Consider the following 23,551-nt stretch of genomic DNA (forward strand, 5'->3'; position numbering starts at 1 on the left):
GGGTGTCCTACTGGGATGAACCCGGCCGTGAAGGAGATGTGACAGGTGGACCGAAAAGGCCTGCTCGCGGTCCAATTCGAGGAGCAGCGGCCGCGGTTGCGCGGGGTCGCCTATCGCATGCTCGGCTCGCTCGCCGAGGCTGACGACGCGGTGCAGGAAGCCTGGCTGCGCGTCGACCACGCGGACCTTTCCGAAGTGCAGAATTTCCCCGCCTGGCTCACGACTGTGGTGGCGCGGGTCTGCCTGAACCTGTTGCGCTCGCGGGAACGCCGTCGCGAGGACTCCCTGGACGCGTTCCCGCTCGACCGCGGCGACGACAGCGCGGACCTCGCCGAAGAAGCCCAGTTAGCCGATTCCGTCGGCCTGGCGATGCTGGTAGTGCTCGACGTCCTTGGCCCGGCCGAGCGGATCGCGTTCGTGCTGCACGACATGTTCGCGGTGCCGTTCGAGGACCTCGCGCAGATTCTCGACCGCAGCCCGGCGGCGGTCCGGCAGCTGGCCAGCCGGGCCCGTCGCCGGGTGCGCGGAGGAGAAGCCGCGCCAGCGGACGCGAGCAAGCGGCGTGGCGTCGTCGAGGCGTACCTGGCCGCTGCTCGCGAGGGAGATTTCGCGGGACTGTTGAAAGTGCTCGATCCCGACGTCGTGCTGCACTCGGACACCGGCGCGGCGCCGGTGGTGCTGCGCGGTGTCCGAGCGGTCAGCAAGGGCGCGCTGCTCGCTTCGGAACTCGCGCGCAGCACGCGGGTCGCGGTGGTCGACGGCGTTCCCGGCCTGGTGCTCGCCCCGCGCGGCCGGCTCGCCGTGGTTCTCAAGTTCGCTTTCGACGGCGACCTGATCGCCGGGATCGACGTGATTTCCGCGCCGGAGCGGCTGCGCGGGCTGGAGATCGCGCTCGGGTGAAGGTCAGTGGAACAGTTTCAGCCCGACGACCCCGGCGACAATCAGCACGAGGCAGGTGATCCGGCCGACGGTGAGCGGATCGTTCATCGCGACGATGCCGTAAACCGCGGTCCCCACCGCGCCGATGCCGACCCACACCGCGTATCCGGTGCCGAGCGGAATTTCGCGCAAGGAATACGCGAGGCCGGACATGCTGAGCAGCAGCGCACCGCCGAAGAGCAGGCTCGGCCAGAGCCTGCTGAAGCCTTTCGAGGCGCCGAGCGCCGCGGCCCACACGGTTTCGAGAAATCCGGAAACAACGAGAACGAGCCAGGCCATGGCAGGAGAACCTTTCGCAGTGACGGATACGTCCACTGCGCCGTCTTGTCGTGACCGGGTACGACGCGCTCGTCCGGGGCGGCAGCACCGCCGCTTCCGAAATTAGCACTCCGGAGCCGGCGCGAGGTGGTGATTTCGGTCGCCGGCTCAGCTTCGGCGGGCCCGCAGAACCGTGGTGACCAGTGGATAGTCGAATTCGCCCGTTCCGGCATGCGGAACAGATTCCAGGTACGCCCGCGCTTCCGCGAGCCGGCGCTCCCGCTCTGGTGCGGAGGCGACCAGCAGATGCGAATGCGTGGCCACGGTCGCCAGCAGGGATTCGATCGAGCGGCGGTGAGCGTGGGCGAAGCGGGCGTGTTCGAACGGGCCGAAGCCGTCCGCGCGCAGCCGCCGGTCCGGATCGGCGAACCCGCGGCTGACGCCGGTGCGGATCAGCCGGGAGAATTCGAGCACCCACGGCACGGATTCGTCGTCGTGATTCCACAGCGCGGCCACCACCCCTCCGGGCCGCAGCACCCGGCGGATCTGCGCGAACGCCGGGGCCAAATCGAACCAGTGCAGCGCCTGGCCGACGAATACCGCGTCCGCTGATTCGTCCGGCAGCGGAATGTCCTCGGCCCTGCCGGGCAGCGCGCGCACGCCGGGCAGCCGCCGCGTCAGTTCGGCGAGCATGCCCGGATCGGGTTCCACCGCGGTCACCGAGCGGCCGAGCCCGGCCAGTCCCTCGGTGAGTTTTCCGGTGCCCGCCGCCAGGTCCAGCACCTCGCGTACCGGTCGGTTTGCTCCGGACATGCCCCATTCGAGTGCCGCCCGCGGATAGTCCGGGCGGTGCCGGGCGTAGGCGCTCGCCTGGCCGCCGAACGAAGAAGCCCGCCGGGCGCGCAGTTCCGCGTCGGGATCGCTCACGAGTAACCACCCTAATACCGTGAGTGCCCCGTAAGGGGAATCCGGTTGACGCGGTTCACCAGCGGCTTCGTACGCTATGGCCATGACCGAATTCCCCGCGTCCGACGCACTGCCCGATGCCGACCTGCCCGAACAGATGCGGGTGCGCCGGGACAAGCGCGACCGGATAATCGCGGAGGGCGCCGATCCTTACCCGGTAGAGGTTCCGCGCACGCACACTCTCGCGCAGATCCGTGCCGAACATTCCGGTCTCGAAGCCGACACCAGCACCGGTCAGATGGTCGGCGTCACCGGTCGCGTCATGTTTCTCCGCAATACCGGCAAACTCTGTTTCGCCACTCTTCGTGAGGGCGACGGCACGGAACTGCAGGCGATGCTGAGTCTCGCCCAGGTCGGAGCCGAGTCTCTCGCCGCGTGGAAGTCCGATGTCGATCTCGGCGACCACGTATTCGTGCACGGCGAAGTGATCACTTCCAAGCGCGGCGAGCTTTCCGTGCTGGCCGACAGCTGGCAGATCGCGGCGAAGGCGTTGCGCCCGCTGCCGGTGGCGTTCAAGGAGCTGGCCGAGGAAACGCGAATCCGGCAGCGTTATGTCGATCTGATTATGCGCCCGCGCGCCCGCGACGTGGTGCGCACGCGGTCGGGCGTGATGCGTTCGCTGCGCGAGTCGTTCCACCGCCGGGGATTCACCGAGGTCGAGACGCCGATGCTGCAGACGCTGCACGGCGGGGCCGCGGCCCGGCCGTTCGTCACGCATTCCAACGCGTTCGACCTCGAGCTGTTCCTGCGCATCGCGCCGGAGCTGTACCTCAAGCGCTGCGTGGTCGGCGGGATCGAGAAGGTTTTCGAGATCAACCGGAACTTCCGCAACGAGGGCAGCGACTCCTCGCACTCGCCGGAGTTCGCGATGCTCGAGTACTACGAGGCGTACGCCACTTACGACACGAATGCCGTGATGACCCGCGAACTCATCCAGGAGGCCGCGGAGAACGTGCTCGGCACCCAGGTCGTCACTCTCGCCGACGGAACCGAGTACGACCTTTCCGGCGAATGGACGACCCTCGGGATGTACGAGTCGCTGTCGGAAGCGCTCGGCGAGGAAGTGACGCCGGATACTCCCGCCGAAGCACTGCACAAGATCGCCGCGGCGCGCGAGATCGAGGTGGATCCCAAGCTAGCGCACGGCAAACTGGTCGAGGAACTGTGGGAACACCTCGTCGGCGACGGACTGCACGCGCCCACATTCGTCCGGGATTTCCCGCTCGAGACGTCGCCGCTCACCCGGCAGCACCGCAGCCGGGAGGGCGTGGCCGAGAAGTGGGACCTGTACGTGCGCGGATTCGAACTCGCCACCGGATACTCCGAGCTGGTGGATCCGGTCGTGGAACGGCAGCGGCTCACCGAACAGGCGCGGCTCGCCGCGGCCGGGGATAGCGAGGCGATGCGTCTCGACGAGGATTTCCTGCGCGCGCTCGAGTACGGAATGCCGCCGAGCGGCGGGGTCGGAATGGGGATCGACCGGCTGCTCATGGCACTCACCGGGCTCGGTATCCGCGAGACGATCCTCTTCCCGCTCGTCCGGCCCGAATAGGTCGCCGTTCGCCGCGCGGTCGAGATTTTCTCAATGCGGATTTGCCTACGGCGGGGCAAGCGGGTATTAATATGGGTGTCAAAGACTTCTGTAGCTCGGGGCTTGCCCCGAAACCAGATCATGTAGCCAGATCATTCGGGCAAGCCCCGCAGGAGGAATCAGATGGCACAGAAGGTGCTGGTCTCTCTGGTCGACGACCTCGACGGCAGTGAGGCGGAAGAGACCGTCGAGTTCGGTTTGGACGGTGTGAGCTACCAGATCGACCTGTCGAGCGAAAACGCCGAGGAACTGCGCGACGCGCTGGCGCAGTATGTCGAGCACGCGCGCCGCGCGGGCGGCCGCAAGCGCGCGCCGCTGCGCCCGGTCGCCGGCGGCAAATCCCCGGCCCGCCCGGCCGCGGTCGACCGCGAGCAGAACCAGGCGATTCGCGCGTGGGCCCGCAAGAACGGTTTCCAGGTTTCCGACCGCGGGCGCATCCCGTCGGAGGTCGTCGAGGCTTACCACAAGAAGAACTGACCGGGCATTTCCGGAACTCGCGGATGCGGTCCTCCGGTTAGCGAACCGGGAGAGGCCAGTCTTCGCGGCTCCACGCCGAACGGCCGTCGGGAACATTCCCGGCGGCCGTTTGCCGTTCCGGATTAGTTTCCCGGCTTTGCGCCGTCCGGCGTGCCCGACATCAGCCGCCGAGCCGAACGGGCGTACTCCGCCGGCGGGGCTCCGGTCACCGCGCGGAAATCGCGGATGAAGTGAGGTTGGTCGCTATAGCCCAGCCGAGTCGCCAGATCCGCGTAATCCGGCGGGATCGGTGCGGCGAGCAACCGGGCGGCTTCGTTGAGCCGGTAAATCCGGATCGCCCACTTCGGCGTTGTTCCGACGTGCTCGGCGAACAACCGCTGCACCGCCCGGATCGACAGTCCGAGTGCCGAGGCCAGTTCCGCGACCTTGGTGATCTCGGGATCCGCCGCGATTGTTTCCACCGCCTCCGCGGCCAGCCGGGTCGCCCGGGGAATGGGGCGGCGGGATGCGATCAGCAAGTTGTCGATTGCAGTGATCATTTCCGCGTCGGTCCGCGCATTCCGGACGGCTTTTTCCGCGACCGCGGCGTCCGGCCCGAAGATCTCGGCCACGCCGGCCGAGCGGTCGGCGAGCGTACGCACCGGGGCGCCGAGGAACGGACGGAAACATCCGGGCCGGATCCGGGCCCCGATCCCGTGCACGCGTCCGCTGAGCCGGTGCGTGAAAAGCTGGTGCGCCGGACCGTAAACCCCGCACGCGCCGGGGAAGAACGTCACGTGCACCGACAGATTCGGCAGCACGTGCTGTTCGTGGGGTTCGGTCAGGTCCCAGCGCAGGATCCAGTGGTGTTCCACGAAATCGCGCAGTTCCGGGGCGGGCGGATGCCGGGTCAGCGTGAACTTGGTGCGAGCCGTCCGCTCGTTCAGGATGCCGCTCGGGATCCGCCGCATGGCTGAAAACAGTAGTGCGTCGCGTAATTTCAAGACGGCCGCCGAGCCCGGGTGGTTGGCTCGGGCGCATGTCGAATCACTCCGGACTGCTCGCCCCGGCCGCCGCCGAACTGCGGCGCGTCGCGGCGGCCGCCCCGTCGCTGACCGCGCCCACCGCATGCGCCGACTACGACGTTCGCGGCCTTCTCAACCACCTTCTCTACTGGGGCCCGTGGCTCGCCGCCGCGATCCGGCACGAGCCTTACGAACCGCCCGCGCCGACCGAAGCCGAAGCCTCTCTCGTCGGGGAAGACTGGCCGAAGTCTCTGGGAGCGATGCTGGACGACGTCCTCGCCGCGCTCGCTCCCCCGGAAGCGTGGACCGGCACTATCACCTTCGGCGGCTCGGAACTGCCTGCCGCGGTTGTCGGAGACATGGTGCTCGGCGAACTCGTCGTGCACGCCTGGGACCTGACGCGGGCGAGTGGTACCGAGCTGAACTGCTCGGACGAAACCGCCGAAGCGGTGCTCGCGTTCGCGAAGGGGATGGGCGAAGAGGCCCGCAAGGGCGGGGTCTTCGGCCCGGAGGTTCCGGTGCCGGAAACCGCGCCGGTGCTGCACCGGGCGCTGGGCGCGACGGGCCGGGACCCGTACGCCTGAGATTTCACTCGATGGAGATCATCGGCGGCAGACGCGCGGACAGCTTTCGCATTCCGCTTCGCCGGGCAGGAGATAGGAGAAGCAGCAGCTCTCCCGTCGTCGCTCCCAAACCCGGTGGCCTTCGTCGTTGATCGCCATGCGCAAGGTGGACGCCGAGGTCAGCGGGCGGTACTGCGCGTCGAGCACCAGCACGGCGTCCGCGACGCCAGCGCCTTCGGCCTCGGTCGTCCCGCCTTGCTTGCCGACCCGCCACAGCGCGCCGTCCAGCGCGTCTGTAGCGGCCGCCCAGAGCATGCGGCGGCCGAGCCGGGTGCCGGGGGCATAGGCGCGGACGAAGCGGGCAGCGTGGCCGATGAACTGCGCGCGCAGCACCGCGGCCAGCGCGCGTTCGTCGCGCACGACGGTGGCCTCTGGACGGACGCTGCCCGGGTCGGTGGGCAGGCAGTAGAAGGCGTCGCTGAGCACGGCCATGCCCTCGGGGTGCGGACGATCGGGGCCGAGGCCGAACGCGAGCTGTTCCGGCTTCAGCGACGGCACCCGGCGCTCGTGGTGCAGCAGCAACGCGCCTACGTACGCGGGGACGTACAGGTACCAAGACATCACGTAGCTGGCCGCGGTTCGCGCGGGTGCCGCGCCGTGCTGGTCGAGGAGCCAGTCGGTCAGCCGGGAGCGCCATTCGCCGAACAACTCGGGCTGGTCCAGCAGGTCAGCGCAGCGGAACCAGTCCTCGGGGACGTCGCGGCGCAACTCGTACCGGGCGCTGACGCGCCGCAGGGAGGAATCGAGACCGTCGCCGATCTCGCGGGCGTCGTCGCGCGAGCGCTGCGGGTTCACTGACCACCTCCCGTCTCATTAGGTGTGCCTAACCTTACAGACGGGGGAAGGTTGCGCCAATCGGGTGGCCAAGGGGGGAGACCACCCGGACGCGCAGGGGTGTTCGCGCTGAGCGGACAGGGGTATCCCAGCGGAATCCTGATCCGGTCCCGTACGTTCGAAGAGGAGTAAAGATGCAGCGCAACCGGATGGACAGCGGCGACCGACCGGGTCGCCGCCCGGATGCGAACGGGCTGCCCGGTTGCCGTAGTGGTACGCAAGCGCGTCCGCTTGGCTACTAGAGTGGTCTCACGGTGCTGTCCGCCGCGGGCGCGATCCGCGGAGGTTACGGGCCGCCGACGCAGCAGTCGAGGGAGTGCGCATGTTTGAGAGGTTCACCGACCGCGCGAGGCGGGTGGTCGTCCTGGCCCAGGAAGAGGCCCGGATGCTCAACCACAACTACATCGGCACCGAGCACATCCTCCTGGGTCTGATCCACGAGGGTGAGGGTGTCGCCGCCAAGGCGCTGGAGTCGCTGGGCATCGCCCTCGAGGGCGTGCGCCAGCAGGTCGAGGAGATCATCGGCCAGGGCCAGCAGGCTCCGAGCGGGCACATCCCGTTCACGCCGCGGGCGAAGAAGGTGCTGGAGCTGTCGCTGCGCGAGGCGCTGCAGCTCGGCCACAACTACATCGGCACCGAGCACATCCTGCTCGGCCTGATCCGCGAGGGCGAGGGCGTGGCGGCCCAGGTGCTCGTGAAGCTGGGCGCGGACCTCAACCGGGTCCGCCAGCAGGTGCTGCAGCTCCTGTCCGGCTACCAGACCGGCGAGAAGTCCACCGAGAGCGGCTCCGGCCGCGGCGAGGGCACGCCGTCCTCCTCGCTGGTGCTCGACCAGTTCGGCCGCAACATGACCGTGCTCGCCCGCGAGGGCAAGCTCGACCCGGTCATCGGGCGCGGCAAGGAGATCGAGCGGGTCATGCAGGTGCTGTCCCGCCGGACCAAGAACAACCCGGTGCTCATCGGCGAGCCGGGCGTCGGCAAGACCGCCGTCGTCGAGGGGCTCGCGCAGAGCATCGTCAAGGGCGAGGTGCCCGAGACGCTCAAGGACAAGCAGCTCTACACCCTCGACCTCGGCTCGCTGGTCGCCGGCTCCCGCTACCGCGGCGACTTCGAAGAGCGCCTGAAGAAGGTGCTCAAGGAGATCAAGACCCGCGGCGACATCATCCTGTTCATCGACGAGCTGCACACGCTCGTCGGCGCGGGGGCGGCCGAGGGCGCGATCGACGCGGCGTCGATCCTGAAGCCGATGCTGGCCCGCGGCGAACTGCAGACGATCGGCGCGACCACGCTCGAGGAGTACCGCAAGTACATCGAGAAGGACGCCGCGCTGGAGCGCCGCTTCCAGCCGATCCAGGTGGGCGAGCCGTCGCTCGAGCACACGATCGAGATCCTGAAGGGCCTGCGCGACCGGTACGAGGCGCACCACCGCGTCTCGATCACCGACTCGGCGCTGGTCGCGGCCGCCACGCTGGCCGACCGCTACATCAACGACCGGTTCCTGCCGGACAAGGCGATCGACCTGATCGACGAGGCCGGGGCCCGGATGCGCATCCGCCGGATGACCGCTCCGCCGGACCTGCGCGAGTTCGACGAGAAGATCGCCGACGTCCGCCGGGACAAGGAGTCCGCGATCGACGCGCAGGACTTCGAGCGGGCCGCGCGCCTGCGCGACGAGGAGAAGCAGCTCCTCGGCCAGAAGGGCGAGCGCGAGAAGCAGTGGAAGGACGGCGACCTCGACGTCGTCGCCGAGGTGGACGACGAGCAGATCGCGGAGGTGCTGGCCAACTGGACCGGCATCCCGGTGTTCAAGCTCACCGAGGAGGAGACCACCCGGCTGCTGCGCATGGAGGACGAGCTCCACAAGCGCATCATCGGCCAGGAGGACGCGGTCAAGGCCGTCTCCCAGGCGATCCGCCGTACGCGTGCGGGTCTGAAGGACCCGAAGCGCCCGTCCGGTTCGTTCATCTTCGCCGGCCCGTCCGGTGTCGGTAAGACCGAGCTGTCGAAGGCGCTGGCGTCCTTCCTGTTCGGCGAGGACGACGCGCTCATCCAGATCGACATGGGCGAGTTCCACGACCGCTACACCGCTTCGCGGCTCTTCGGCGCCCCTCCGGGCTACGTCGGCTACGAAGAGGGCGGGCAGCTGACCGAGAAGGTGCGGCGCAAGCCGTTCTCGGTGGTGCTTTTCGACGAGATCGAGAAGGCGCACCAGGAGATCTACAACACCCTCCTGCAGGTGCTCGAAGACGGCCGCCTCACCGACGGCCAGGGCCGCACGGTCGACTTCAAGAACACCGTGCTGATCTTCACCTCGAACCTGGGCACCTCGGACATCTCGAAGTCCGTGAGCCTCGGCTTCTCCTCCGGAGCGGATTCGACCAACCGCTACGAGAAGATGAAGCAGAAGGTCAACGAGGAAATGAAGAAGCATTTCCGCCCGGAGTTCCTGAACCGGATCGACGACATCATCGTCTTCCACCAGCTCAACCAGGAACAGATCATCCAGATGGTGGACCTGATGATCGGCCGGGTCGAGACGCAGCTCAAGGCCAAGGACATGGAGATCGAGCTCACCGAAAAGGCGAAGGCGCTGCTGGCCAAGCGCGGCTTCGACCCGGTGCTCGGCGCCCGGCCGCTGCGTCGCACGATCCAGCGCGAGATCGAGGACCAGCTGTCGGAGAAGATCCTGTTCGGCGAGGTCGAGCCGGGGCAGATCATCGTGGTCGACGTCGAGGGCTGGAGCGGCAACCCGGAGGACCGCGACGACGAGGCGCACTTCACCTTCCGCGGGGAGAAGCGTCCGTCCTCGGTTCCCGACGCTCCGCCGGTGAGCATCGGCGCCGCCGAGAACGGCGAAGCCGAGAACGAGTGAATTAGCTAGCGGAAAAAGGGCGGCTCCCAGGTCTGGGGCCGCCCTTTTTCTCTACTGTCGTCTTCATGGGGACTTCTTCGAGAATCTCGCGGCACGCCACGGCGAGCACCGCGCTTTCGCTGCTGAGCGACCGTCAGCTCGCTGAGCGGCTGGAGTCCGCGGAGGTGCTGTCCGAGGGAATCGGCGGCACTGGGTCGCGGCTGGACGTCGACGGGGTTCCGGTTTTCGCGAAGCGGGTGCCGCTCACTTCGCTGGAGCTTCAGCATCCGCGTTCCACTGCCAATCTGTATGGCCTGCCCGCCTTTTGCCATTACGGCCTCGGCTCGCCGGAGGGTTCGGCGTGGCGGGAGCTGGCGCTGCACGTCATGGCGAACGGCTGGGTGCTCAGTGGTTCGTGCGAGAACTTCCCCCTGCTGCACCACTGGCGGATCCTGCCGGTCCCCGCTGGCCGGGTGCCGGACCGGCCGCTGGAGGAGGACGTCGAATACTGGGGCGGTTCCGCCGCGGTCCGCCGGCGGCTCACGGAATTGCGGGATTCGTCTTCGAGCGTGGTTTTGTTCTGTGAGTATTTTCCGGCCAACGTGCACCGGTGGCTGCCTGCTCATCTGGATCAGGCGGAACGACTCGCGGCGCAGGTCGACCAGACGCTCTCGTTCCTTCGGGCACAGGGCGTCCTGCACTTCGACAACCACTTCGAGAACTTCCTGACCGACGGCGAGCGGTTCGTGCTGACGGATTTCGGGCTGGCGTTCGCGCGGCGGTTCGATCTGACGGCGGAGGAACTGGCGTTCGCGGAGCTGAACGCGGAGCATGACCGGGCTTACGGGTCGATGCACTTGGTGAACTGGCTGGTGACCCAGGTGTGCGGGACGTGGGACCGGGAGAGCCGCTTGACCGCGGTGCGCCGCGCGGCCGCTGGGGAGCTTCCGTTGCCCGCCCCGGTAGCCGGTCTGGTGGCGCGGCATGCCGCGGTGGCGGTGGTGATGAACGATTTTTACGGGCGGTTGCTGGAGGACCGGGAGACGCCTTTTCCGGCGGCGACTTTCGCGGGGTAGGCGGCGGCTACTGGCCGAGGGCGATCCCGCGGCAGCGCCCGGTGATTCGCTCGGTGAAGCAGGGCAGCCGGATCTCTCCACCCAGCCGTCAAGCGTGACCTGGCCGCCTCATTCGGCGATCAGTTCCGCGGCGGCGTGCGCCTCTACATCTGTCACCGACGATCGTGAGACGATGCGGTGGGGGTTTCGGGGAGGGGAGCTGCGTGGACGTCCTGTCGATCGACTTCGGTACTTCCAGCACGGTCGGCGTCTTGGCGGCCTTTGGGCGTGGCCCGCGGGCTATTGAGGTCGACGGGTCGGTCACCATGTCGTCCGCGGTGTACGCGGAGGAGGACGGGCGGCTCGTCGTCGGGCAGGACGCGGAGCGGCGGGCTCGGCTGGATCCCAGCCGGTTCGAGCCGTATCCCAAACGGCGGATTGACGACGGTGAGCTGCTGCTCGGCGATCGGGTGGTGCCGGTCGTCGACGCCTTCGCCGCGGTGTTGCGGCGGATGGGCGAGGAGGCCGAGCGGCAGCTTTCCGGCGTTCCGGACGAGGTGCGGTTGTCGCATCCAGCGGGCTGGGGCGCGCAGCGGCAGCAGATTCTGCGCGCGGCGGCGGGGAAGGCTGGGTTCGTCCAGGTGCGGCTGGTGCCGGAACCGGTCGCGGCGGCGGCGCATTACGCGACTCTGCGCGAGCAAGGCGTGCCCAGCGGCCCGATCGCGGTGTATGACCTCGGGGCGGGCACGTTCGACTGCGCGGTCGTCGGCGCGGGTACCGCGGTGCTGGCGGAGGACGGGTTGCCGGATCTCGGCAGTCTTGACATCGACCAAGCCCTGTTAGTACACATTGGACGGTCGGTCTCGCACGCGGATCCGGCGCAGTGGCAACGGCTTTTGCGTCCGCAGACGACCAGCGACCGGCGGATGCGGCGGGTCTTGCTCCAAGATGTCCGCGACGCCAAGGAAAGTCTCTCCCGGCACGCGCACACCGAAGTACCGATGCCGGATCCGTTCGGCGACGTTCTGGTCACCCGGGCCGAATTGGAAGCGCTGGTCCGGCCGAATCTGTTGCGCAGTACGGAAATGCTCGCGGCGACGATCGCGAGGGCCGGGCTGACGCCGGATCGGCTCGGCGGCGTGTATCTGGTCGGCGGGCCCAGCCGGATGCCGTTGCTGGCCTCGTTGGTCGGGTCGACGCTGGGCGTGGTTCCGACTACCGAGGACCAGCCGGAGACGGCCGTCGCGTTCGGGTTGCATCACGTGGACGAGCGGGCACCTGTGCAGGCACCGCAGGCTCCGGCCTCCTGGCCACCCGTCCAGCAGCAACCCGTTCAGCAACAACCCGTCCAGCAGCAGCCCGCGTTGAACCAGCGGCCACCAGCACCCATGCCGCCTCCGGGATGGCCGCGGCCGCCCCAGAAGAAGTCCCGCAAACCTGTCGTCCTCGGCGCGATCGCACTGACCGTGCTCGTCGTCGCCGGGATCGTGACCGCCGTTCTCGCCACTCGCGGCGACGACAAACCCGCCGCGAACCAACCAGTCACCCCGCCGAACACCGTCACCTGCGCCGGATCCCAGCCCGCGCTCCCCGGCGAAAACGGCCTCACCAAGTGCATCCGCCGGCTGGCCGGTCCGACCATCCAAACCCGCGCCACCTGCTCGGACGACCCCGAGCTGGCGAAAGCCTTGGGCGCGGTACGCACCGCGCTGTGCCGTTTCCCGGACAAGACCACCGTCGCGTTCCACGAGGGGCTGACGCTCGCCCAGGTCGAGCCGAGCGCGCGCAAGGACATGACCGGCCGGATCGAGACCGACACCTGGCGCACCCGCACCGGGCTCAGCGGCCGGTACGTCGCCGGGGTCGGGCCGAAGCTGGGGCTGCTGGTTTACCAGGCCGACGGCATTCCGGTGGTCGGCACGGTGATGGACACCAGCCCGTCGCACACGAGCCGGCGGCCGCGGGATCTGGTGCAGTTCTTCGAGCAGACCGTCCAGCCTGGCGAATAAAGGCTCAGTGCAGGGTGCCTGCCGAGGTCGCCACGTCCTCGTGCACGGTCAGCGCGGTGTCCACCACGAGTTCGAGCGCTCGCGCGGTCGAGTCCAGCGGCAGCCGCGCTTCCTCCGGCACGTGCACGAAACCGCCGCGCAGGCCGGGGAACTCCGTCGCGATCAGGTGCAGCAGGCCGTAGAAGACCTGATTGCACACGTACGTCCCGGCGGTGTACGACACGGCCGCGGGCAGCCCCGCCGACTCGATCGCCGCGACCGCCGCTTTCACCGGCAGCGTGGTGAAGTACGCGGACGGCCCGCCCGGGACCACCGGCACGTCGACCGGTTGGGCACCCGCGTTGTCCGGGATCCGGGCGTCGATCAGGTTGATCGCCACCCGCTCCGGCGTGACGTGCTCGCGCCCGCCGGCGAGCCCGGCGCACACGACCAGTTCCGGCCGGTGCGCCAGGATCGCGGCGCGCAGCGCCGGCAGCGACGCGTCGAACTCGCACGGCAGCTCTACCGCCACCGTGTCCGTCCGCCGCGCCGCTGCCAGCGAAGCTGCCTGCCAAGAAGGATTCGTCGCCGCTCCGTCGAAGGGCGCGAACCCGGTCAGCAGAACTGTCACTTGGCGGCCGGCTTCAGGTCGCCCGGGTAAAGGAATTCGTCCGACGGCTTGCCGTTGCCGTAGATCCACGCGTCGAAGAAGCCCTGCAGGTCCATGCCGGACACCTTCTCACAGTACTTCTGGAAGTCCTGCATGCTCGCGTTTCCGTCGTGGTGCACGGAGTTCCAGGTCTTCAGCACCTGGTCGAACGCATCCTGCCCCATATACTTGCTGAGCGCGTGCAGCATGACCGGGCCCTTGGAGTACACGTAGGTGAACTCGTGGCCGGGTCCCATGTCGTACAGCTTGCCGTCCCAGAACGCGTCGCTGGCCGACGCGACCGTGTTGAGGTACTTGGCGTCGAGGTCGGTGCCGTTCTTCTGCGCCCACAGCCAGGTCGCGTAGGACGCGAAGCATTCGTTGAGGCACACGTCCTTCCAGTGGTCGACGGCGACGGTGTCGCCCCACCACTGGTGCGCGTTCTCGTGCACGATCGTGCCGATGTTGCCCGCGCGGCCGGAGTAGATCGGCCGGCTCATCGTCTCGAGCGAGAACCCGATCGGCTCGGTCAGGTAGATGCCGCCCGCGGCGTCCACCGGGTACTTGCCGAACTTCGATTCGAGGAAGTCGATCACCTCGGGCAGCTGCGCGTCGGCCTGCTTCGTGGCGTCGGTGGTGCCCGGCGCGTACGCGCTGACGATCGGGGTGCCGTCCGCGCGCTGGCGCTTGTTGAAGGTCCACTTGTCGATCGCGACCGTGGTCATGTAGGAGGCGGTCGGGGTGTTTTCGGCCCAGACGTGCGTGGTGCCCGACCGCGTCCGGTACTTGGCGACCTCGCGGCCGTTGGCGATCACGCCCCATTCGCTCGGGACGGTGATCGACAGCCGGAACCTCGCCTTGTCGCGCGGGGTGTCGTTGACCGGGTACCAGGTGGTGGCCGACTTCGGCTCGCCGGCGGCGAACGCGCCGCCGGACTCGGTGAACTGCCAGCCGTTCTTGCCGAGGTTCGGGTCCTCGATCGCCACCGGAACGCCGTGGTAGGCGACCTCGGCGGTGAACGGCAGCCCCTTCCACAGCGGCATCTTCGGCGTGATCACGAGTTCGTGGTCGCCGGTGCGGGTGAACTTGGCGGGCGCGCCGTTGACCCGGACCGCGTCGACGGTGAGGCCGCGGAGGTCGAGGTCGAACGAGCTGAGCGACTGGGTCGCCTTCGCGTGGACCGTCTGGACGCCGGCGAGCTGGTGGGTGTCCGGAGCGTAGTTGATCTTGAGGTCGTAGTCGGAGACCTCGTACCCGCCGTTGCCGTCTTGCGGGTAGTAGCTGTCTCCGGCGCCGTCCGAGCCGGGGGTCGGCTTGTCCCAGCCGTTCTGTCCGGCGGACGCGATCCCGGTGCCGAGCGTCAACGCGGTGAGGGTGGCTGCGACGGTCACTGCCGGGCGATGCCAGCGGTGCAGTGCTCTCATGGGCGCTCCTGTGTCTGCGGGTGAATCCTCCGCAACGTAGCGCCGGGAAGCCGGGCGGTAACCGGTTGGCGGCAGATTGTCCCGAAAGTCCACACTTACGTCGGGCCCCGGCACGGACCGGGCGTTGTCTGGAAAGCTGGACCGCATGCGCGTCGCGCTGCTGGGCCCGCTGCGAGCGGAGGGCAAGGACGGCACGCCGATCGACATCGGCGGAGCCCGCCTTCGCATGCTCCTTTCCCGGCTCGCGCTCGACGCCGGTCGCGCGGTTTCCGCCGAGGCGCTGATCGACGGGCTGTGGGGCGCGGAACCCCCGGCCGACGCGGCCAACGCGCTCCAATCGCTCGTCTCGCGGCTGCGTCGCGCACTGCGGCAGGCGGGGGCCGAAGTGGAGTCCGCCAACGGCGGTTACCGGCTCGGGGTGCCGCCGGAGGCGGTGGATCTCCACCGGTTCGAGCAGTTGTCCGCCGAGGGGCGCCGGGAGCTTGCCGCTGGGCGGGACGGTACCGCCGCCGACGCGCTCGCCGCCGCGCTCGCGTTGTGGCGTGGGCCCGCGCTCGCGGACGTGCTGGACGCGCCGTTCGCCGCCGCGCCCGCCACGTTGCTGGAGGAGCGGCGCACGGAGACCGCGGAGGACTGGTTCGAAGCCGAGTTGCGGCTGGGTCGGCACGCGGAGGTGCTCGCGGACCTCACCGCCGCCGCTCAAGCGCATCCGCTGCGGGAACGGTTGGCTGGCTTGCGAATCCGTGCGCTTTCCGCCGCCGGACGGCAGGCTGACGCGCTCGCCGCGTACTCCGCGATCCGCGCGACGCTGGCCGACGAGCTGGGTGTCGACCCGTCGGCGGAGCTGCAGGAAGTGCATTTGCGCGCGCTGCGCGGCGAGTACACACCGGTCGCCGCGGTGGCCGACCGGTTGCCGCAGCGGCTGACCAGCTTCATCGGCCGCACCGACGAGCTGAAGCTGCTGGCCGAGTTGCTCGAAGGCGCTCGGCTGGTGACGCTCGTCGGCCCGGGCGGCGCTGGCAAGACCCGGCTCGCGACGGAAGCGGCTTCGCGGCATCCGGCGCATTCGCGCGGTCTGGTGTGGTTCGTGCCGCTGGCCGGGGTACGGGAGGCCGAAGACGTCCTGTCCGCCTTGCTCAACGCGCTGGAGGTGCGCGACCTTCGGACGACCGAGACCGACGCGCGGCGGTGGCAGGTCGATCCGTTCGAACACGCGGTGGAGGCGCTCGGCGGCGCGGAAACGTTGCTGGTGCTGGACAACTGCGAACACGTCGTGGACACCGCCGCGGAGCTGGCCGAGAATCTGCTGCGCCGGTTGCCCGCGCTGCGCGTGCTGGCCACGAGCCGCGAACCGTTGGCGATTACCGGCGAGACGCTGTGCCCGCTCGGTCCGCTGCCGGTGCCGGACGAGACCGCGCCGCCCGCGGACGTCGGCACGCTCGATTCGGTCCGGCTGTTCCTTGACCGCGCGATGGCGGTGCGGCCCGGCTTCCGGCTTGACGAGTCCACAGTGGACTCCGTGCGGCAGATCTGCCGCCGGCTCGACGGCATGCCGCTCGCGCTCGAACTGGCCGCCGCGCGGTTGCGGTCGATGACCGCCGAGCAGATCGCCGAACGCCTCGACGACCGGTTCCGGCTGCTCACCTCCGGCAGCCGGACGGCGTTGCCGCGCCAGCGCACGCTGCGTGCGGTGGTGGAGTGGAGCTGGGATCTGCTGAGCGACGCGGAGGTCCGGCTCGCGCGCAGGCTCGCGGTGTTCGCGGCGAGCTTTTCCGAGGAGGCGGTGGAAAACGTCTGCGCGGACGAGGAATTGCCCGCGGAAGACATCGTGTACGTGCTGGGCTCGCTGGTAGAGAAGTCCATTGTGGACGTAGTGGGTCTGCGGTACCGCCTGCTGGAAACCTTGCGCGCGTACGCGTCCGAGCGCCTCGCCGAGTCCGGAGAGCAAGAGCGGATGCGGGCCGCGATGGTCGGCTACTACGCGGATCTCGCGTACCGCAACGAGCCGTTGCTGCGCGGACGGGACCAGCTGCGCGCGATCGACGTTTACGAGCACGACAGCGACAACTTCACGTCCGCGCTGCGGGCGGCGATCGAATCGCGAGCCGCGGAAACGGCGGCCCGGCTGCTCTTCGGGTTGTTCTGGTATCTCAACATCGTCGGGCAGAACGAGCGGGCCGCCCAGTTCGTCGACGAGGTGCTCGAACTGGGCGGGGACCTGCCGCCGGACGTGGCGGCGAGCCTGCGGCTGAGCCAGGTGCTGATGCTGGCCATGTCCGGTCCGCAGGAGAAGGTCGACGTCCCCGAGCTGGTCGAGGACTGCGTCCGGACCGGTGCGGCGGAACGGAATCCGTGGCTGTGGGTGGGGCTGCCGATAGTGGCTTACCTCAACGGCGAGCGGGAGCTGGCGAAGCGCGAGATTCGCCGGGCGGTGGAACGGGACGACCTCTGGAGCCGCGCCGCCGGGCACTGGGCGGAGAGCTTCGTCCTCGGCGACATGGGAGACCTCGAGGGCGCGGACCGGGCGCGAGACCTCGCCCACCAGGGCTTCGCCGAGGTCGGCGACCGCTGGGGCCTCGGCATGACGCACGGGTTCCGGGCCGCGGCGCAATCGCAGTCCGGCGACCACGAGGCGGCGATCGCCGGGTACACCGAGGGGCTGCGGCTGGTGATGGAGCTGCGGTCCCGCGACGACATCGTGCAGCAGTGGTGGCGGCTGGCGGTCGAACGTTCGCGCGCGGGCGATCAGGAGGGCGCGTGGCGGGACATGGAAGCCGCGGAACGCTACGCGGCTTCCGGCGGCAACAACGGTTTGCGCCTGATCGTGCTGCTCGGCCGCGCGGAACTGCTGATCCGCGAGAACAACCTCGCCGAGGCGCGCGAGGTGTTCCGGGAAATGCAGTCGGCGCGGGCGGATTGGCCGACGCCGGAGGGTTTCGAGGTGGAATGGCTCGGGGCCATCGAATCCGGGTTGCTGCTCGCCGAAGGCCGCCCGGACGAGGCGGAAGCGCCGGTGTTCACGGTGATCGAACGCGCGGCCGGGCGATTCGACATGCCGGACCTGGCCGGCATGGTCGAGCTGCTGGCGCGGATCCGGTACGCACAGGGGCGGCTGGAGGCGTCCGCGCGGATGCTGGCGCTGAGCGCGGTGGTGCGGGGCCGGTTCGATCTGGGGAGTCCCGAGGTCCGCACGCTGATCGAGAACCTGACGCGGGAGCTGGGCCCGGAACGGTACGAGGCGCTCGTGGCCGAGACCGCGCGGATGGACCGGGCCGGAGCGATCGAGGAGGTTCTGGCGCAGCGCTGCCGCGAGTAGCCCGTTATCAGTGATAACACGAACTTGCTTCCGCTGATGTTTTCGGTGATACGCTCAAGTGGTTATCACTGGAAACATCGAGGAGCTGTCATGCGCATCGTCGCCCTGGAAGAACACGTGCTCCTGCCCGTTCTGCGCGAAGCGTGGGCGAAGGCCGGAGTGCAGCCGCACGGCTATCCCGAGGACCATCCGGTCACGAGACGCCTGTGCGACGTCGGCGAAGAACGTCTCGCCGACATGGACGAGCAGGGCATCGACGTCGCGGTGCTGTCCCTGTCCACCCCCGGCGTGCAGAACCTCCCGGCCGCCGACGCCGTGCCCGTCGCCCGCGAGGCCAACGACGCACTCGCCGAGATCGTCGCGGCCAATCCGACGCGGTTTCAGGCCTTCGCCACGCTCCCGACGTCCTCGCCCGAAGCCGCCGTCGAAGAGTTGGAACGCGCGGTCGCCCTCGGCTTCCGCGGCGCGATGCTGTACGGCCGAACCGGCGACAAACTGGCCGACGCACCGGAATTCGACGACCTCTACGGAACCGCCGCGCGACTTCACGTCCCCCTGCACTTCCACCCGCAAGCGCCGGTGCAGGCGGTACAGGACGCGTACTACTCGGGTCTGCCCAACGGCGTCGGCGCGGCTCTGGCGACCGCCGGCCTCGGCTGGTACTACGACCTGGGCGTGCAGTACCTGCGGATGATCTTCTCCGGCGTCTTCGACCGGCACCCCGGACTGCAGGTGATCGCCGGACACTGGGGCGAGGTGGTCCTGTTCTACCTGGACCACGTCGGCTTCCTGCGGGAGATGGCCGGCCTGCGGCGACCGCTGGCCGGCTACTTCCGCGAGAACTTCTGGATCGCGGGCAGCGGCACGGTCAGCGAACGGTACCTGCGCTGGGCGGCCGAGGTGGTCGGGACGGAGCGGATGCTGTACTCGACCGACTATCCCTACACCTTCGGCACGCGGCCGGGCGGATTTCCTTACCTGGACACGAGCGGCGGGGTCGCGCGGTCGTTTTTGGAGAAGGCGCCGTTCAGCGAGGAAGAGAAAGCCGCCATCGGGTCGGGCAACTGGGAACGGCTGACTGGCCATCTCGCGGCCGCCCGATGAAAAGGGAGTGTCTGTGCCCGGCTGTGGAACCCGGACACAGACACTCCCCACCAGCGTCCACACCCCCGTGAAGGACGCCCTCAGACCCGCTTGCGGTAGGCCCACGTCGCGAGCGGGAAGAACACCGCTACCGCACCGGCCATCCACGCCAGTGCGCCCAGCAGGGAACCGCCGTACGCGCCGCCGTTCAGGAGGCCGCGCATCACGTCGGACATCAGGCTCACCGGGCTGATGTCGGCCCAGGCCTTGAGCCAGCCCGGCATCGTCGCGGTCGAGATGAACACGTTGCTGCCGAACGTCAGCGGCATGATGAAGACGAACATCAGGCCCTGCGCCGCGCCCGGGGATTTCATCAGCATCCCGACGAACACCGAACCCCAGCAGAAGCAGAGGCCGAACGCGACCGCCAGCAGGATCGCGAGGACGAACTCCCCGGGACCGGTCTGCACGCGGAAGCCCATCACGGTCGCCACGGTCAGCAGCACGGTGAGGCACACGACGTACCGCACGAGGTCGGCCAGCACCGCGCCGATCAGCGGCGCCGAGCGGGCGATCGGCATCGCGCGGAAGCGGTCGAAGACGCCCTTGGTGATGTCGGTGTTGAGCTGCGTGCCGACCGTCAGCGACGCCTGCAGCACGTTCATCACGATCAGGCCCGGCACGAACGACTGCAGGTAGTTCTCGATCGAACCGCCCAGCGCGTTGCCGAACAGGTAGGTGAACATCAGCAGGAAGATGATCGGCATCAGCGTGACGTCGGCCAGCTGTTCCGGGTTCTTGCGGATCTTCAGGATTCCCCGCCAGGCGAGCGAAAACGCGTGTTTCGCGCCGAGTACCGGGCTGATGTGCCGGGGCGGGGCCGCGGCGGTCGCGGTGGTCATGACCGGCTCCCTTCGAGTTCGCGCTCCGGCTTCGGCTCCTCGGCCGCGTGCCCGGTCAGTGCCAGGAACACCTCGTCGAGGCTGGGCAGCCGCAGGGCCAGTTCGTCGGAGGTGATGCCCGCCGAGTCGAGGCGGCGCACCAGCGTGGACAGCAGTACTGGGTCGGAGACCGGTGCGGTCAGCAGCCCGGTCGCGTTGTCGCGGGCGGGCCGGACGCCGGTGAGGTCGGCCAGGATGCGGTCGACCTCGTCGAGGTCGTTCAGCGACGTCGGCCGCACCTGCAGCGTCTGCCCGCCGACCCGCCGCTTCAGCTCGTCGGCGCGGCCGTCGGCGACCACGCGGCCGTGGTCGAACACGGTGATCCGGTCGGCCAGCTGGTCGGCCTCCTCCAGGTACTGCGTGGTCAGCAGCACCGTCGCGCCGTCGGCGACGAGGCTGCGGACGACCGCCCACACCTCGTTGCGCGCGTGCGGGTCGAGTCCGGTGGTCGGCTCGTCCAGGTACAGCACGGCGGGACGGCCGACGAGGCTCGCGGCCAGGTCGAGCCTGCGCCGCATGCCGCCGGAATACGTCCGGATCGGCCGCTTGGCCGCGTCGGTCAGCTCGAACCGCTCCAGCAGTTCGGCCGCCCGCGCCCGCGCGTCGGCCCGGGACAGGTTCAGCAGCTTGCCGATCAGCACCAGGTTCTCGGTGCCGCTGAGGTCCTCGTCCACCGACGCGTACTGCCCGGTGAGCCCGATCAGGCCGCGCACCCGGACCGGGTCGCGGACCACGTCGTAACCCCCGACCGTGGCGCGGCCCGCGTCGGGTCTCAGCAGGGTGGCCAGGATGCGGACCGCGGTCGTCTTGCCCGCGCCGTTCGGCCCGAGCACCCCGACCACCTTCCCGAACGGGACCTCCAGATCCACGCCGTCCAGCGCCTTCGTCTCCCCGAAATGCTTGACCAGGCCCTCGGCCTGGATCGCGTGCGACATTGTCGCCTCCTCCTGTGTCGCTCCAGCACACAGTGGGCTAAGGCGCTGGCAAGCCGCGCACACGGCGCTGACACGGACCTGTCAGCGCCTGCCCGGCATACTCTTCGATCATGGTGATGGCGGCGCGGACGCGAACCCGGCTGGTCACGGGCCTGCTCGTGCTGGTCGGCCTGCCGCTGCTGGCGGTGGCCGGGCTGCGCACGATCGGCTGGGACGGCAGCGGCTGGTACCTGACCGCGCTGCTGGCGCTGACTCCGTACGTCGTCGGCTACGGCTTGCTGCTCGCCGCGCTCGCGCTGGTGCTGCGGCGGTGGTGGACCGGCGGGGTCGCGCTGGCGTTGTCCGCGCTGCTGGCGGTGTACGTCGCGCCGCGGGTGATGTCCGACGAGCAGCCGGCGGCGCACGGGAAGACGGTGCGCGTGCTGGCCGCCAACCTGTACCTCGGCCAGGCCGATCCGGCGGCGCTCGTGCGGCTGGTCCGGGAGCACCGGATCGACGTGCTGAACCTGGTGGAGATGACCCCGGCCGCGATGTCCGGGCTGGAGAAGGCCGGGCTGTTCCAGACGCTGCCGTACCGGGTGCTGCACCCGGCGTCCGGGGTGGACGGGTCCGGCATCGTGTCGCGTTATCCGCTGACCGAAGAGGACTACACCGGCGATTCGGCCCAGAAACAGCCCGGCGCGGAAGCCGACCTCGGCGGCGGGACGACGTTGGAGATCGTGGCGGCGCATCCGCGTTCGCCGGACTCCGGGTATCACCTGTGGGAGCAGGAGATGCGGGACCTGTCACGCGCGATCGGCGAGCACGGCCTGCGCGTGGTGGCCGGCGATTTCAACGCGACTCTCGACCACGCCGCGCTGCGCACGGTGCTGTCCCGCGGATACGTCGACGCGGCGGAGGCACGCGGCGACGGCCTGGTCCCGACCTGGTCGACGTCTTCGGTCCCGCTAGTGTCGCTGGACCATGTGCTGGTGGACCGCCGGATCGCGATCCGGGATTACCAGGCGTTCGACGTGCCCGGCAGCGATCACCGGGCGGTTTACGCGGAGGTACAACTGCCATGACGACCTTGCGGCCGAGCGTCGGGGACGCCGAGTACCCGCGGCTGCTGGAGATCTGGCGCAGCGCCGTCGAGGCGACGCACGACTTTCTGGCCCCGTCGGACGTCGAGTACTACGCCACGCGCGTCCCGCTCTACTTCGCCGAGGTGGAGCTGACGGTGGCGGAGGTCGACGGAGTCGCCGCGGGTTTCTCGGGAATCGCCGAGGGAAAGCTGGAAATGCTGTTCGTGCACGACGATTTCCGCGGCCGCGGGATCGGAACGGCGTTGCTGCGCGCGGCCCTGGACCGCTACCCGGCTCTCACCCTGGACGTGAACGAGCAGAACCCGCAGGCGGTCGGTTTCTATCTGCACCACGGCTTCGAGGTGGTCGGCAGGCAGGAAACCGATCCGGACGGCCGCCCGTTCCCCTTGCTGGAGCTCAAGCGAGCTTGACCAGCGTCTCCAACGCACCGGCGGCGATCGAAATCCCGCGTCCGTGCCGGATCCGCGGCTCGCGCGGGTTGATCCGGACCAACGCACCCGTCGCCGCGCTGGCGAGTTCGGCGTACCGCCGCACTGTCGGAACCGCTTGCCCGGCACCGAGTTCGACCACCACCGCGTCGCGATGCGCGCGCCGCCAGGCCGCCAGCTCGTCCAGCTGTTCCTGACTGCGGTCGGGGATCCAGTCGAAATCCCCGAACATCAGGATGTTGGGCCGGGCCAGACCGCCGCAACGCGGACAGGACGGAAGCGGCGGCCGGGCGCGCATCGTCGTCTCGTCCAGGTCGATCGCGAGTTCGTCCGCCGACCAGATCTCCCGCGAACACCCGGCCAGGCACTGCAGGTGATGGATCGACCCGTGCGCCTCGGCGACGTGCGGAAACCCCGCGGCCTGGAATTGTCCGTCCACATTGGACGTAAAAACGCGCACCCCGCCAGGTTTGGCCAGTCCCCATTCGAGCAGCAGACCGAATCCGCGATGCGGCACCGTCTTCCGGTACAACTCGAGCCGGTGCCCGTAGAACCCCCAGGCCAGCTCCGGATCCGAGGCGAAATGCCGCGGGTCGGCCAGCTCCTCGAACCGCAGCCCGAGCCCGGCGTACGGCGGATATGCCCGCCAAAACCCTTCCCCGCCACGGAAATCGGGCAGCCCGGAATCGACGCCCATCCCGGCGCCGGCGCACACGAGCAGCGCGCCGGCGCCGCGGATCAGCTCGGCGGCACGAGCGAGTTCGTCACTCACCCGGCTTAGATGCCTGGACGACCTCGAACTCCAGCAGATTCGCACCGCTCGCCACCGGCTTCTGGCGCTCACCGGCGTGCGCCTCGCGAGCCGGACCCTTCGCCCAGGCCTGGTAGTGCTCCTCGGTTTCCCACTTCGTGTACACGAAGTAGCGCGTCTCGCCCGCGACCGGGCGGAGCAGCTCGAAGCCGAGGAACCCCTCCTGGTTGTCGACGGAGTGCAGCCGCGCGGCGAAACGCTTCTCCAACTCCGGACCGGCGCCTTCGGGGACCTCGATTGCGTTGATCTTGACCACTGCCATCTCCCTAGCGTACTAACGGCTGGCCCGTTTT

21 protein-coding genes and 1 riboswitch are annotated in these 23,551 nt (G+C 69.2%); of the genes, 11 read left to right on the plus strand and 10 right to left on the minus strand.

What is annotated here, in order from left to right:
- Positions 1–45 precede the first annotated feature (45 nt).
- On the plus strand, positions 46–900 hold the full coding sequence (locus F9C12_RS26790) for a sigma-70 family RNA polymerase sigma factor (RefSeq protein WP_409462201.1): 855 nt from the start codon (positions 46–48) through the stop codon (positions 898–900).
- Positions 901–903: 3 nt separating this feature from the next.
- On the opposite strand, the gene F9C12_RS26795 is transcribed toward F9C12_RS26790, so the two are convergent.
- Together F9C12_RS26795 and F9C12_RS26800 are read right to left on the minus strand one after the other, a co-directional pair.
- Positions 904–1,218 (minus strand): DMT family transporter, encoded by a 315-nt coding sequence (locus F9C12_RS26795; RefSeq protein ID WP_409184552.1) that lies wholly within the window; start codon positions 1,216–1,218, stop codon positions 904–906.
- Between the two features lie 34 nt (positions 1,219–1,252).
- Positions 1,253–1,316: riboswitch (guanidine-III (ykkC-III) riboswitch) on the minus strand.
- A gap of 49 nt (positions 1,317–1,365) precedes the next feature.
- Positions 1,366–2,124, minus strand: coding sequence for a class I SAM-dependent methyltransferase (locus F9C12_RS26800; protein ID WP_409462202.1), 759 nt, complete (start codon positions 2,122–2,124; stop codon positions 1,366–1,368).
- Positions 2,125–2,206: 82 nt separating this feature from the next.
- Here F9C12_RS26800 and lysS point away from each other — a divergent pair, with 82 nt between their 5' ends.
- Positions 2,207–3,715, plus strand: coding sequence for a lysine--tRNA ligase (gene lysS, locus F9C12_RS26805; protein ID WP_409184554.1), 1,509 nt, complete (start codon positions 2,207–2,209; stop codon positions 3,713–3,715).
- A gap of 162 nt (positions 3,716–3,877) precedes the next feature.
- Entirely contained in the window at positions 3,878–4,231 is a 354-nt protein-coding gene (locus F9C12_RS26810; protein WP_037354752.1) for a histone-like nucleoid-structuring protein Lsr2, read from the plus strand.
- A 122-nt stretch (positions 4,232–4,353) separates the two neighbouring features.
- Here the strand turns inward: F9C12_RS26810 and F9C12_RS26815 are convergent, their stop codons facing one another.
- Positions 4,354–5,181: a DUF6597 domain-containing transcriptional factor gene (locus F9C12_RS26815; protein WP_409184555.1), complete on the minus strand. Its 828-nt coding sequence runs from the start codon at positions 5,179–5,181 to the stop codon at positions 4,354–4,356.
- Positions 5,182–5,249: 68 nt separating this feature from the next.
- On the opposite strand from F9C12_RS26815, the gene F9C12_RS26820 reads away from it, so the two are divergent.
- Entirely contained in the window at positions 5,250–5,819 is a 570-nt protein-coding gene (locus F9C12_RS26820; RefSeq protein WP_409462203.1) for a TIGR03086 family metal-binding protein, read from the plus strand.
- 18 nt (positions 5,820–5,837) lie between these two features.
- Here the strand turns inward: F9C12_RS26820 and F9C12_RS26825 are convergent, their stop codons facing one another.
- Positions 5,838–6,653: a (2Fe-2S)-binding protein gene (locus tag F9C12_RS26825; protein ID WP_409462204.1), complete on the minus strand. Its 816-nt coding sequence runs from the start codon at positions 6,651–6,653 to the stop codon at positions 5,838–5,840.
- A gap of 361 nt (positions 6,654–7,014) precedes the next feature.
- On the opposite strand from F9C12_RS26825, the gene F9C12_RS26830 reads away from it, so the two are divergent.
- The 3 genes from F9C12_RS26830 (at position 7,015) to F9C12_RS26840 (ending at position 12,607) form a co-directional block, all read left to right on the plus strand.
- On the plus strand, positions 7,015–9,564 hold the full coding sequence (locus F9C12_RS26830) for an ATP-dependent Clp protease ATP-binding subunit (protein WP_409184558.1): 2,550 nt from the start codon (positions 7,015–7,017) through the stop codon (positions 9,562–9,564).
- A gap of 65 nt (positions 9,565–9,629) precedes the next feature.
- Positions 9,630–10,619, plus strand: coding sequence for a hypothetical protein (locus tag F9C12_RS26835; RefSeq protein ID WP_409462205.1), 990 nt, complete (start codon positions 9,630–9,632; stop codon positions 10,617–10,619).
- A gap of 203 nt (positions 10,620–10,822) precedes the next feature.
- Positions 10,823–12,607, plus strand: a complete 1,785-nt coding sequence (locus F9C12_RS26840; protein ID WP_409462206.1) for an Hsp70 family protein — start codon at positions 10,823–10,825, stop codon at positions 12,605–12,607.
- Between the two features lie 4 nt (positions 12,608–12,611).
- On the opposite strand, the gene pcp is transcribed toward F9C12_RS26840, so the two are convergent.
- Together pcp and F9C12_RS26850 are read right to left on the minus strand one after the other, a co-directional pair.
- Positions 12,612–13,217, minus strand: coding sequence for a pyroglutamyl-peptidase I (gene pcp / locus F9C12_RS26845; protein ID WP_409462207.1), 606 nt, complete (start codon positions 13,215–13,217; stop codon positions 12,612–12,614).
- Complete coding sequence (locus tag F9C12_RS26850; protein ID WP_409184563.1) at positions 13,214–14,659, minus strand: M1 family metallopeptidase; 1,446 nt, start codon at positions 14,657–14,659, stop codon at positions 13,214–13,216. The genes pcp and F9C12_RS26850 overlap by 4 nt, the downstream gene beginning before the upstream one ends.
- Before the next feature lie 145 nt (positions 14,660–14,804).
- On the opposite strand from F9C12_RS26850, the gene F9C12_RS26855 reads away from it, so the two are divergent.
- Positions 14,805–17,975: a BTAD domain-containing putative transcriptional regulator gene (locus tag F9C12_RS26855; RefSeq protein ID WP_409467079.1), complete on the plus strand. Its 3,171-nt coding sequence runs from the start codon at positions 14,805–14,807 to the stop codon at positions 17,973–17,975.
- Between the two features lie 90 nt (positions 17,976–18,065).
- Positions 18,066–19,079 carry an amidohydrolase family protein gene (locus F9C12_RS26860; protein ID WP_409462208.1) on the plus strand — a complete coding sequence of 338 codons (1,014 nt, stop codon included), beginning with the start codon at positions 18,066–18,068 and terminating at the stop codon, positions 19,077–19,079.
- An 80-nt stretch (positions 19,080–19,159) separates the two neighbouring features.
- On the opposite strand, the gene F9C12_RS26865 is transcribed toward F9C12_RS26860, so the two are convergent.
- Positions 19,160–19,960 carry an ABC transporter permease gene (locus F9C12_RS26865; protein ID WP_409184565.1) on the minus strand — a complete coding sequence of 267 codons (801 nt, stop codon included), beginning with the start codon at positions 19,958–19,960 and terminating at the stop codon, positions 19,160–19,162.
- Entirely contained in the window at positions 19,957–20,934 is a 978-nt protein-coding gene (locus F9C12_RS26870; RefSeq protein WP_409462209.1) for an ATP-binding cassette domain-containing protein, read from the minus strand. Before F9C12_RS26870 ends, F9C12_RS26865 begins: the two co-directional genes overlap by 4 nt.
- 110 nt (positions 20,935–21,044) lie before the next feature.
- On the opposite strand from F9C12_RS26870, the gene F9C12_RS26875 reads away from it, so the two are divergent.
- Both F9C12_RS26875 and F9C12_RS26880 read left to right on the plus strand, forming a co-directional pair.
- Positions 21,045–21,998 (plus strand): endonuclease/exonuclease/phosphatase family protein, encoded by a 954-nt coding sequence (locus tag F9C12_RS26875; RefSeq protein ID WP_409462210.1) that lies wholly within the window; start codon positions 21,045–21,047, stop codon positions 21,996–21,998.
- Complete coding sequence (locus F9C12_RS26880) at positions 21,995–22,429, plus strand: GNAT family N-acetyltransferase (protein ID WP_409184568.1); 435 nt, start codon at positions 21,995–21,997, stop codon at positions 22,427–22,429. The genes F9C12_RS26875 and F9C12_RS26880 overlap by 4 nt, the downstream gene beginning before the upstream one ends.
- Here F9C12_RS26880 and F9C12_RS26885 read toward each other — a convergent pair.
- Together F9C12_RS26885 and F9C12_RS26890 are read right to left on the minus strand one after the other, a co-directional pair.
- Entirely contained in the window at positions 22,416–23,219 is an 804-nt protein-coding gene (locus F9C12_RS26885; RefSeq protein ID WP_409462211.1) for an SIR2 family NAD-dependent protein deacylase, read from the minus strand. The genes F9C12_RS26880 and F9C12_RS26885 overlap by 14 nt on opposite strands.
- Entirely contained in the window at positions 23,212–23,520 is a 309-nt protein-coding gene (locus tag F9C12_RS26890) for an antibiotic biosynthesis monooxygenase family protein (protein WP_009084240.1), read from the minus strand. The genes F9C12_RS26885 and F9C12_RS26890 overlap by 8 nt, the downstream gene beginning before the upstream one ends.
- Positions 23,521–23,551: the final 31 nt, after the last annotated feature.

This window comes from Amycolatopsis sp. GA6-003, assembly GCF_046267895.1.
GTDB lineage: Bacteria > Actinomycetota > Actinomycetes > Mycobacteriales > Pseudonocardiaceae > Amycolatopsis.